Origin of the sequence: Micromonospora sp. NPDC023633 (assembly GCF_040640035.1) — a bacterium.
Taxonomy (GTDB): Bacteria; Actinomycetota; Actinomycetes; order Mycobacteriales; family Micromonosporaceae; genus Micromonospora.
In genome coordinates, this window is sequence record NZ_JBFABB010000072.1 from 1 (window position 1) to 12,087 (window position 12,087).

The 12,087-nt window shown below is 74.9% G+C and carries 4 protein-coding genes; all 4 read right to left on the reverse strand.

The annotated features are described in order from the left end of the window. Nucleotides 1-147 precede the first annotated feature (147 nt). On the reverse strand, nt 148-393 hold the full coding sequence (locus AB0G13_RS21715) for a ferredoxin (RefSeq protein WP_357876890.1): 246 nt from the start codon (nt 391-393) through the stop codon (nt 148-150). Between the two features lie 87 nt (nt 394-480). Further along, nucleotides 481-1,356 (reverse strand): FG-GAP-like repeat-containing protein, encoded by an 876-nt coding sequence (locus AB0G13_RS21720; protein WP_357876908.1) that lies wholly within the window; start codon nt 1,354-1,356, stop codon nt 481-483. A 189-nt stretch (nt 1,357-1,545) separates the two neighbouring features. Then, entirely contained in the window at nt 1,546-2,742 is a 1,197-nt protein-coding gene (locus AB0G13_RS21725; protein WP_357876893.1) for an alpha-hydroxy acid oxidase, read from the reverse strand. A gap of 54 nt (nt 2,743-2,796) precedes the next feature. Next, nucleotides 2,797-12,078: an SDR family NAD(P)-dependent oxidoreductase gene (locus AB0G13_RS21730; protein WP_357876896.1), complete on the reverse strand. Its 9,282-nt coding sequence runs from the start codon at nt 12,076-12,078 to the stop codon at nt 2,797-2,799. Nucleotides 12,079-12,087: the final 9 nt, after the last annotated feature.

Genomic DNA, 12,087 nt, shown 5'->3' on the forward strand with positions numbered 1-12,087 from the left:
AAACGCTCGGCTGGGAAACCCCAGCCGAGCGCCTGCATAAACTACTCGCGGCCTGATCAACAAACCACGTGTTGCGACGACCCCTAGAAACCGCCGGCCTGTGGTGGGCGTCGGCCCGCCGGGTGGTGCCACCCGGCGGGCCCGCCGTCACCGCCCCGGGGCGATCTGCGTCCCGGTCTGCACGTCGAACACCGAGATGGCCTCCACCGGGCAGAAGTCGGCGGCCTCGACCACCAGGTCGGACGGGGCCACCACGTCGGCCAGCGGCCGGGAGACCGGGTCCATCGCGAAGTGCTCCGGCGCGCTGCCGACGCAGAAGCCGGAGCTGATGCAGCGTTTCGAGTCCACCACCAACCGCCATCCGGCCTGGTCGCCGGTTTCGTTCGCGCTCACCACTGCCCCTCTCGTCGGACATCCACTGTGCGGGGTCGCCGGGCCACGCGCGGCGGCCCGCTCGGCCGCGGCACGAGCTGGCCCACGTCAGCTCACCACCGAGTACTTCTGCCAACCCGTCGCGAGGACCTCCGGCGCGGAGAACGTGGCCGAGGGCTGCTCCGGATCGAACTTGCCGTTGTGCAGGTGGACGACGAGCGTGCCGTCGGCGCGTACGGCCAGCAGGTCCGGCCGGCCGTCGAGGTCGATGTCGGTCACCGAGATGTGCGCGAACTCCTGCCAGCCCCGGCCGAGCGTGTACCACCGGCCCTCGCCGCGCCACCAGGGGCCCTCGCCGGAGGTGTTGTGCGCGAACTCGTACAGGTCGAGGTCGCCGTTCGCCCGCCGGACCAGCAGGTCGGGCCGGCCGGTGCCGGTGAAGTCGGCCATCGCCAGCGGGAAGTCCTCGACGTCGACCGTCACCAGGCGGTGCGCGGTGCGGTCGTACGTCTCGTTCTGCTTGACCTGCCGCTGGTTGAAGAACGCGTCGACGTTGCCCGCGTCCTGCTCGCGGCCGAACATGTCGTCGCAGCCGTCCAGGTCCAGGTCCGCGATGCCGAGGGTCTCCCACTTCTTGTCGTCGCGGGCGCCGGAGATGCGGATCGGCTCGCCGAGGGTGTCGAGACCGTTCAGCCCACCCTTGTTCGGGTAGAGGAAGATCCCGTGCGTTTCGTTCATATCGGTCATACTCACGCCGATGACGTCGGCGTAGCCGTTGCCGTTGACGTCGATGGGACGGACCAGCCCGTGGTTGCGATACGGGTGGAAGCCGGTGCCGATCAGCACCGGCTCGTCGAATGTCTCGCCACCACGGAAGCTGCCGCTGTGCGGGAAGACCAACAGCTCGCCCGTGACGTCGTCGCGGACCATGATGTCCATCCTCCCGTTCCCGTTGAACGAACGGCAGTGACCATTCCCGCCCATGCGTGCCACAAATACCTCCACGTACGCCCCGAAATACGACAGTCCGATCCTTGCGAAGGGCTCCGGAGGGAGTAACCCCTACCGGCACCCCTCACCCCCCGTGAAGCATTCGCCGCGGTCGGCCACCATTCGGGCCTGCGCGACGGTCCATCCGGGGAAATCGAGGAACCACGAACCCGCTGCGAGCAGTCAGCGGAACCTGACGTGCGAACGGTTCAGCTCGCCCACCGAGGAGACCCCGAGCAGCTTCATGGTGACCTCGATCTCCCGGCTCAGGATTTCCATGGCCCGTACGACGCCACGCCGGCCGCCGGCCATCAGCCCGTACTGGTAGGCCCGACCGACCACGGCGGCAGTGGCGCCCAGCGCGATCGCGGCCACGATGTCCGCGCCCGAGGTGATGCCGGTGTCGACGAGCACCTCGACCTGGTCGCCGACCTCGTCGACCACGTGCGGCAGCAGCTCGACGGGCACCGGAGCCCGGTCGAGCTTGCGCCCGCCGTGCGTGGACAGCCACACCCCGTCGACCCCGACGTCCGCGACCCGCCTGGCGTCGGCGACGCTCTGCACGCCCTTGGCGACGAGCTTGCCCGACCAGGCGCCGCGCAGCCACTCGACGTCCTCGATGGACAGCCGCGGGTTGAACACCCGCTTGATCATGTCGGACGCGGACCCGCCGGTCGCCTTGAGCACCTGCGGCGACGGGGTGCCGGCTCGCCACTGCCGCATCCACCAGCCCGGGTGCATGAACGCCTCGGCGATGGTGCCGACGCTCATCGACGGCGGGATGGTGAGCCCGTTGCGGATGTCGCGGCGGCGCGGCACGGAGATCGGCGTGTCCAGGGTCAGCAGGATGGTGTCGAACTTCGCCTCCTCGGCGAGCGCGATCAGCTCCTTGACCATCGCCCGGTCCTCGGCGAAGTACAGCTGGAACCAGTGCCGCCCCTCCGGCGCGGCGGCGGCGACGTCCGCCAGCGAGGTGGTGGCGAGGGTGGAGACCGAGTACGGAATGCCGAACTGCTGCGCCACCGAGGCCACGGCGGGCTCGCCCTCGGCGTGCATCACCCGGTTGAACCCGACGGGCGCCAGGGCGAACGGCAGCTTCTGCCGCTTGCCCAGCACCACGCGGCTGGTGTCGAGGGCGGACACGTCGCGCAGCACCGACGGCTGGAACTCGATGTTGGCGAACGTCTCCCGGGCGCGGCTGAGACTGCGCTCGCTGTCGGCCGCCCCGTCGCAGTAGTCGAACACCATCCGGGGCACGGCTTTGCGGGCGACGTCGCGCAGGTCGGCGATGCCCGCCGCGCGCAGCAGCCGGCGTTGCGTCGGGTTCCACGCCACCTTGGGCGGCTTGATGAGGGTGCTCATCCGGGCGGACTTGCTCATGGGGGCTTCCTTCCGTGAGGGGTGCCGAGGGGCCGCTCTCGTCGTGGGGGTCTGCTACGCGACGAGGGCCCGCTGGGCGAGCAGTTCCTCGACCACCTCGGCAGGCGTCGGGTGGTCGTAGACGAGCGCGGCGGTCAGCTCCAGCCCGGTGAGGGCCTCGAGCCGGCGCCGCAGCTCCACGGCGGTGAGCGAGGAGAAACCGATGTCGAGGAACTCCTGGTTCTCGTCGACCGTGGCGGCCGACGGCAGACCGAGCGTGTACGCGGTCTGGGCCCGTACCACGTGGGACAGCACCGTGCGGGTCTCGGCCTCGTCGGCCCCGTCGAGCAGCCGGCGCAGCGCGTCGGGGCTGTCGACGTCGAGCGTGTCGTCGGCGGTCTCGGTGATGTGGCGCATCGCGTCCGGCAGGTCCCGCAGCAGCGGGCTCGGCCGGTACCGGGTGTAGTCGGGCGCGAACGAGGCCCAGTCCACTGCGGCGGCGACCCGGCCGACCGCGCCCGCGCCCACCGCCGCGCCGAGCTGCTCGACGGTGAGGTCCGGGCCGACCGCGATCGACACCGCCCCGTCGCGCTGCTGGGCGATCGCGTCGAACACGGCCGCCGTCTCGGCGGCGCCGGCGACCCCGAACAGCTCGTCGGTCGTCTGCACGAGCACGAGCCGCTCCGCCCGGGCGGCGAGGGCGGTCGTGACCGGGTCGTCGGCGTCGCTGGTGACGACCACCGTCTCGGCGGCCCCGGTGGTGACCGTCGCGCCCGCCGCCTCCAGCAGGGCGGCGATCCGGTCCGCCAGCGGCCCGCCGTGCACCGCCACCGTGCCGGCCGGCCGCCACGGCTCACCGGCCGGCGCGGGGGCCGCGACGAGCCGGCGGGCGAAGACGCCCGCCGGGCGCAGCGCCACCTGGTCCTCGCCCGCGCCCCGGGTGAGCACCCGGCACAGGGCGGCCAGCGTCCGGTCGTCGAGCGCCTCCGGCAGGTCGACGACCCCGCCCCAGGCCCGGGGCGTGGTGAAGGCGGTGGAGCGGCCGAAGCCGTACGCCGCCGCCCCGTCCAGGTCGGTGATCCGCTCGGCGGGGGTGACCGCGACCGCGCCCCGGGTGAGGCACCACACCGGGGTGTCGACGCGGGCCTCGTCGAGGGCCCGGAGCAGCCCGGCCGGGGTGGGGCCGGCGGCCGTCGTCAGCATTCCCGCGGCGACGTGCTCCGGCACCAGGTCGAGCAGCTCGTCCGCCGTGCCGTCGCGGTACAGGCGCACGTCGGCGCCGTGCCGGGTCATCGCCTCGGCGATCCGTCCAGCGTCCGCCGGCACCAGCCACACGCCCCGCAGCGCGGCCACCGGCAGCTCCGTGACCGGGGACCACCGCAGTTGGTAGCCCGGCGCGGGCCCGCGTCGCCACGACGACAGCGCCACCGCCACGTCCTTCAGGGACGCGGTGTCGTCCAGGCCGAGCAGCGTGCCCAGGTCGGCGCGCTCGACGGCGGCCCAGAAGTCGTCGGTCGGCGCGGCCACGGCGGGCGCGTCCGGCCACAGGCGGGTGCGCTGGAAGGCGTACGTGGGCAGGTCGACCGGGCGCGCGCCGGCGAAGAAGGCCGGCCAGTCGACGGGGACGCCGCGGCTGTGCAGGCGGGCGAGCGCCTCGGTCACCACCCGCGGTCCGTCCCGGTCGGCGCGCTGCGCGGGCACGAACTCGCCGTCCGCCACGCACTCGCGGCCGAGCGCGGTGAGCACCGCGTCGGGGCCCAGTTCCAGGAAGGTGCGTACGCCACGCGCCGCCAGCGCCTCGACCGCCGTGGCGAACCGCACCGTCGCCCGCACCTGGCGTACCCAGTACTCCGGCGTCAGCTCGGCGAGCTCGCCGGTGACCGTGGAGAGCACGGGGATCGCCGGCGGGTGGTGGGTGACGGACTCGGCGACCGCCCGGAACTCGGCCAGCATGGGATCCATCAGCGGCGAGTGGAACGCGTGCGACACGGTGAGCCGCTTGGTCTTGCAGCCGCTGCGGGCCAGTTCCTCGGCGACCGCCAGGGTCGCGGCCTCCTCGCCGGAGAGCACGACCGAGGCGGGGCCGTTGACCGCGGCGACCGCCACGGCGTCGGAGAGCAGCGGGGCGACCTCGTCCTCGGTGGCGCGTACGGCCACCATCGCGCCACCGGCCGGCAGCGCCTGCATCAGCCGGCCGCGGGCGGCCACCAGCCGGGCGGCGTCGGCCAGCGTGAGGACGCCCGCCACGTGCGCCGCCGCCAACTCACCGATCGAGTGCCCCGCCACGAGGTCCGGCCGCACACCCCACGACTCGAACAACCGGAACAGCGCCACCTCCACCGCGAACAACGCCGGCTGCGCCCACCCCGTCAGGTGCACCTCGTCGGTGTCCAGCACCTCCCGCAACGGCCGCTCCAGATGCCCGTCCAGCTCCCCGCACACCTCGTCGAACGCCGCCGCGAAGACCGGGAACGCCAGCAACTCCCCCGCCATCGCGACCCGCTGCGCGCCCTGACCGGTGAAGAGCACGGCGGTCGCTCCGGCGGTGTCGGCGACCCCGCCGACCACCCCGGGGGCGTTCTCGCCGCGGGCCAGCGCGGACAGTCCGGCGCGCAGCTCGGCCAGGTCCCGGCCCAGCACGGCCGCCCGGTGCCGCAGGGCGGTACGCGTGGTGGCGAGCGAGAAGCCGACGTCCACGGCCGGGGCGTCGTCGGCGAGGTGGGCGGCGAGCCGGGCCGCCTGGTCGCGCAGCGCGGCCTGGTCCCGGCCGGACACCAGCAGGGGCACCACCGGCACCTGGGCCGTCGAGTCCACCACCACCGGCTCGGGCGCCTGTTCGATGATCGCGTGGGCGTTGGTGCCGGAGATGCCGAACGAGGAGACGCCGGCGCGGCGCGGCCGTCCCGTCTCCGGCCAGGGCACCGCCCCGGTCAGCAGCCGGACGGCCCCGTCCGCCCAGTCCACGTGCGGCGACGGGGCGTCGACGTGCAGGGTCGGCGGCAGCACGCCGTGCCGGATCGCCTCCACCATCTTGATCACCCCGGCGACGCCGGCGGCGGCCTGGGTGTGGCCGATGTTCGACTTGATCGAGCCGACCCAGAGCGGGTGTTCGCCCCGGTCGCGGCCGTACGTCGCGATGAGCGACCGGGCCTCGATCGGGTCGCCCAGGGTGGTGCCGGTGCCGTGCGCCTCGACGGCGTCCACGTCGGACGGGCGCAGCCTCGCGTCGGCGAGCGCCTGGTTGACCAGGCGCTGCTGGGACGGCCCGTTCGGCGCGGTCATGCCGTTGCTCGCGCCGTCCTGGTTGACCGCGGTGCTGCGTACGACGGCGAGCACCGGGTGGCCGTTGCGGCGCGCGTCGGAGAGCCGTTCGAGCACCAGCACCCCGACGCCCTCCCCCCAGCCGGTGCCGTCGGCGCCGGCGGCGAAGGACTTGCACCGGCCGTCCGGGGCCAGCGCCCGCTGGCGGCTGAAGTCGATGAACGCGTTGGGCGTCGCGAGCACGGTCACGCCACCGGCCAGGGCGAGCGAGCACTCGCCCCGGCGCAGCGACTGGGCGGCCAGGTGCAGGGTGACCAGCGACGACGAGCACGCCGTGTCGACGGTGACCGCCGGCCCCTCCAGCCCCAGCGCGTACGACACCCGGCCGGACACCACGCCGCCGGCGACGCCGGTGCCGATGAAGCCGTCGAGCTCGGGAGGCAGGTGCTGCAGGTGCGCGGTGTAGTCGTGGTACATCAGGCCGGCGAACACCCCGGTGCGGCTGCCGCGCAGGGCGGTGGGATCGATGCCGGCCCGCTCGACGGCCTCCCACGAGGTCTCCAGGAACAGCCGCTGCTGCGGGTCCATGGCCAGGGCCTCGCGGCGGGAGATGCCGAAGAACTCGGCGTCGAACCAGGCCGCGTCGTAGAGGAACGCGCCCTGGCCGCAGTAGGTGCGGCCGGGCTTGTCCGGGTCCGGGTCGACGAGGTTGTCGATGTCCCAGCCCCGGTCGGTCGGGAAGCCGGCCACCGCGTCGACGCCCCCCGCCACCAGGTCCCACAGCTTCTCCGGGGAGGTGGCGCCGCCGGGGAAGCGGCAGCCCATGCCGACGATCGCGATCGGGTCGTCGGTGGCGTCGGACGAGGCCACGACCACGGCGGCGGCCGACCCTCCGGCGAAGAGTTCCGCGTCCAGGTGCTCGGCCAGCGCCGTCGGGTTCGGGTAGTCGAAGACCAGCGTGACGGGCAGCCGCAGGCCGACCACCGCGTTCAGGCGGTTGCGGAACTCGACGGCGGTGAGCGAGTCGAAACCCAGCTCCTTGAACGCCTTCGTCGCGCCGACCGCCTCGGCGCCGCCGTGCCCGAGCACGACCGCGACCTGCGTACGGACGATGTCGACCAGCTCCTTGCGACGCTCGGCCGGGCCGCGGCCGGCGAGGGTCGCGACCAGGTCGGAGGCCGCCGCGGCGTCGGCGGAGACCTGGCGGCGCGCCGGGGTGCGGACCAGGCCGCGCAGCACCGGTGGCAGCACGCCACCGGTCGCCTGCTCCCGCAGCGCGGCGAGGTCCAGGTGGATCGGCACGAGGGCGGCCTCCGGCGCGGAGAGCGCCTCGTCGAACAGCGCGAGCCCGTCCTCGGTGGCGAGCGGCCGGACGCCGGAGCGCCGCATCCGGGCGAGGTCGGCGTCGTCGAGGGCGCCGGTGAGGCCGGTGCGCTGCGCCCACATGCCCCACGCCAGCGCCACCGCGGGCAGGCCCCGGGCGCGCCGGTGCGCGGCGAACGCGTCGACGAACGCGTTGGCCGCCGCGTAGTTGCCCTGCCCGGGGCCGCCGAGGACGCCCGCGGCCGAGGAGAACACGACGAAGGCGCTCACGTCGCCGGTCAGCTCGTGCAGGTTCACGAGCGCGTCGACCTTGGGGCGTAGCGCGGTCGCGACCCGCTCCGGCGTGAGCGACGGGATCATCCCGTCGTCCAGGACCCCCGCGGTGTGCACGACCGCCGTGGGCGGGTGCTCCGCGACGAGCGCGGCCAGCGCCTCGCGGTCGGCGGCGTCGCAGGCCGCGACCGTCACGTGGACGCCCTGGGCGGTCAGCTCGTCGTGCAGCGTCCTCAGGTCCTCGGTCATGCCGCGGCGGCCGGCGAGGACGAGCCGGCGGACGCCGTGCCGCGCGACGAGGTGCCGGGCGACGAGTCCGCCGAGCGTGCCCGACGCCCCCGTGACGAGGACGGTGCCGGTGATCTCCGGTGCCGTGCCCGGCTGCCCGGACGCCTTGGCGAGGCGGGGTACGAGGACCTCGGTGCCGCGCAGGGCGAGCTGCGGCTCGCCCGAGCGCAGCGCGGGCACGAGGTTCGCCGCCCACTGCCCGCCCGCGACGTCGACGAGGACGATCCGGCCGGGGTTCTCGGACTGGGCCGAGCGCAGCAGGCCCCACACGGCGGCGAGCGCGGGCTCGGTCGCGTCCGTGGCCCCCTCGGTCAGGACGACCAGGCGGGCCGCGGCGAACCGGTCGTCGGCGAGCCACTCCTGGGTGGCGGCGAGGGTGCGCTCCACCGCCCGGTACGTGGCCCCGACGAGGTCGTCGCCGTCCCGGGTGACCGGGAGGACCACGTAGTCGGGGACCTCGGCGATCGCGGCGAGGCTGTCGTACGCGGTGACGCCGGGCAGTTCGCCGCCCACGACCGCGACCGTGGCGGAGCCGCCGTCGCCCACCGCGGCCGGCACCCAGTCGAGCACGTGCATCGCCTGGTGGCGCGGGTTGGTCAGTTCGGCGAGCGCGCCCGCGGGCAGGCGGCGGACGGCCAGCGCGTCGATCGTGGCGACCGGCGCGCCCGTGTGGTCGGCGACGGTCACCGCGACGGCGTTCGGGCCCGCCGCCCGGATGGCGACCCGGAGCCGGGCGGCGCCGGTGGCGTGCAGGGTCACCCCGTGCCAGGCGAACGGCAGCCAGGGCCCGCCCTCGCCGTCGTCTGAGGTGAACACGCCCAGGCCGAGCGGGTGCAGCGCCGCGTCGAGCACCGCAGGGTGCAGGCCGAAGCCCGCGACCTTCGCCGCCTCGGGCGCGGTGACCTCGGCGAACACCTCGTCGCCCCGCCGCCACACCGAGCCCAGGCCGCCGAAGGCGGGGCCGTACGTCACGTCGAGCGAGGCGAACCGGTCGTACAGCTCGCCGGTGTCCAGGGCCTCGGCGCCCGCGGGCGGCCAGACCCCCGCCGGGGCCGGGGCCCGGTCGTCGGCGCCGGGCGTGCCGGCGCCCAGGGTGCCGGTGGCGTGCCGGGTCCACGGGCCGTCGCCGTCGGGCCGCGAGTGGACGGTCAGCCGCCGGGCGCCGTCCGGGCCGGGCTCGCCGACCCGGAGCTGGACCTGCACCGCGCCCCGCTCCGGCACCACCAGGGGCGCCTCGAGCGTCAGCTCCTCGACCTCGGTGGCGCCCACCTCGTCGCCCGCCCGGATCGCGAGTTCGACGAAGGCCGTGCCGGGCAGGAAGATCCGGCCCGCCACCCGGTGGTCGGCGAGCCACGGGTGCGCCGAGGTCGACAGCCGGCCGGTGAGCAGCACCCCGTCCGCGCCGGCGAGCGAGACGGTCGCGCCGAGCAGCGGATGCCCGGTGGAGCCCAGGCCGAGGCCGGTGGCGTCGACCGGGCCGCCGGCGCCGGTGGGCCAGTAGGTCCGGCGCTGGAAGGCGTACGTCGGCAGGGCGACCGGTCGGGCGGGGGCGGTGACCAGCGTGGCCCAGTCGGGCTGCACGCCGCGGGTGTGCGCCTGCCCCAGCGACAGCAGGAACCGGCGCAGGCCGCCCTCGTCGCGGCGCAGGGTGCCGACGACCGCGCCGCCGCCCGCCTCGTCGAGCAGGTCCTGCACGGCGGGTACGAGCACCGGGTGCGAGCTGACCTCGACGAAGGAGTCGATCCCGTCGGCGATCAGGCCGCGTACGGTCTGCTCGAACTCGACGGTCTGCCGCAGGTTGCGGTACCAGTACTCGGCGACCAGCTCGGCGGTGTCGATCAGCTCGCCGGTGACGGTCGAGTAGAGCGGAACGTCGCTGGTGCGGGGCCGCACGGGGGCGAGTACCCGCAGCAGCTCGTCGCGCATCGACTCCACGTGCGCGGAGTGCGAGGCGTAGTCGACGTCGATGCGCCGCGCGCGGACCTCGTCGCGCTCGCACTCGGCCAGCAGCTCGTCGAGCGCCTCGGGCGCGCCGGAGACGACCACGGTGGACGGCCCGTTCACGGCGGCGACCGACAGCCCGGGACGCAGACGCCGGGCGACCTTCGCCACCGGCTCCGACACGGACACCATGCCGCCCCGCCCGGCGAGGTCCACGGCGATCAACTGGCTGCGCCGGGTCACCACCAGGGCGGCGTCGTCCAGGGAGAGCGCGCCGGCCACGCAGGCGGCGGCGATCTCGCCCTGGGAGTGCCCGACGACGGCGGCGGGCTCGACCCCGTGCGAGCGCCACAGCGCCGCCAGGGAGACCATCATGGCGAACAGCGCGGGCTGGACGACGTCGACCCGGTCCAGCGAGGCGGCGCCCGGGACGCCGCGCAGCACGTCGAGCAGCGACCAGTCGGTGTGCCGGTCCACGGCGGTGGCGCACTCCGCCATCCGGGCGGCGAAGACGGGCGAGGTGTCCAGCAGCTCGGCGGCCATGCCCAGCCACTGCGAGCCCTGGCCGGGGAAGAGGAACGCGGTGCGGTCGCCGACGTCGGCGAGCCCGGTGACGAGGTTGCGGGCGGCGCCGCCGTCGGCGAGCGCGTCGAGCGCGGCGGACAGCTCCGCCCGGTCCCCGACGAGGACGGCGCGGTGCGGGAGGCGGGCGCGGGTGGTGGCGAGCGCGTACGCGACGTCGTGCGCGGCGAGGTCGTCGGCCAGGTGCTCGCGCAGCCGGACCGCCTGGTCGCGCAGCGCCGTCTCGGTCCGGGCCGACAGCACCCACGTGGTGGGGCCCTCGGCCGGCGCGGCGCCCCCGGGGTCCCCGGTCGGCGCGGCGCTCCCGGGGGCCTCGGCGGCCGGTGGCTCCTCGATCAGCACGTGGGCGTTGGTGCCGGAGATGCCGAACGACGAGACGCCCGCGCGCCGCGGGTTCTCGCCCCGCGGCCACCGCACCGGCTCGCTGAGCAGCTGGACCGCGCCGTCGGCCCAGTCCACGTGGTGTGACGGCTTGTCGACGTGGAGGGTGCGGGGCAGCTCCTCGTGCCGCAGCGCCATGACCATCTTGATGACGCCCGCGACGCCGGCGGCGGCCTGGGTGTGCCCGAGGTTCGACTTGACCGAGCCGAGCCAGAGCGGCCGGTCGCGCTCCTGGCCGTAGGTGGCGATGAGCGACTGGGCCTCGATCGGGTCGCCCAGCGTGGTGCCCGTCCCGTGCGCCTCCACCGCGTCCACGTCGGCCGTGGTGAGCCCGGCATTGGCCAGCGCGGCGCGGATGACCCGCTGCTGCGACGGCCCGTTCGGCGCGGTGAGGCCGTTCGACGCGCCGTCCTGGTTGACCGCCGAGCCGCGCACCACCGCCAGGACGCGGTGCCCGTTGCGGCGCGCGTCCGACAGCTTCTCCAGCACGAGTACGCCGACACCCTCGCCGAACGCCGTGCCGTCCGCCGCCGAGGCGAACGCCTTGATCCGCCCGTCCGGGGCGAGCCCCTTCTGGCTCGAGAACTCGACGAACGTGCCGGGCGTGGAGATGACACAGGTGCCGCCGGCCAGCGCGAGGTCGCAGTCGCCGCTGCGCAGCGCGTGCGCGGCCACGTGCACCGCCACCAGGGACGACGAGCAGGCCGTGTCCACCGTGACGGCCGGGCCCTCCAGCCCCAGCACGTACGACACCCGGCCGGACACGACGCTGCCCGCGACGCCGGTCATCGTGTAGCCGATCAGCGCGTCGACGTCGCGCTGCATGGCGTTCAGGTACTCGACGCTGTTCGCGCCGACGAAGACGCCGGTCCGGCTGCCCCGCAGCGAGTGCGGGTCGATCCCGGCGTGCTCGAACGCCTCCCACGACGTCTCCAGCATCAGCCGCTGCTGCGGGTCCATCGCGAGCGCCTCGCGCGGGCTGATGCCGAAGAAGCCCGCGTCGAAGTCGGTGGCGTCCGGGATGAAGCCGCCCCGCCGCACGTAGCTGGTGCCGGTGCCGCTGTCCGGGTCGAACAGGTCGTCCAGGTCCCAGCCCCGGTTGGTGGGGAAGTCGGTGATGCCGTCCCCGCCGGACGACACCAGCTCCCACAGGTCGTCGGCGGAGCGCACGCCGCCGGGGAAGCGGCAGCCGATGCCGACGATCGCGATCGGCTCCCGCTCCGTGGCGGTCCGCAGCTTCCGCCGCGTCTCGTGCAGGTCGGCCGTCACGCGCCGGAGGTACTCGACAAGCTGTTCTTCGTTCGCCATCAGTAAGCC

Bases quoted from the DNA above. Each gene is read 5' to 3' on its own strand.
- AB0G13_RS21730 (WP_357876896.1), bottom strand. From the start codon at position 12,078: ATGGCGAACGAAGAACAGCTTGTCGAGTACCTCCGGCGCGTGACGGCC.
- AB0G13_RS21725 (WP_357876893.1), bottom strand. From the start codon at position 2,742: ATGAGCAAGTCCGCCCGGATGAGCACCCTCATCAAGCCGCCCAAGGTG.
- AB0G13_RS21720 (WP_357876908.1), bottom strand. From the start codon at position 1,356: ATGGGCGGGAATGGTCACTGCCGTTCGTTCAACGGGAACGGGAGGATG.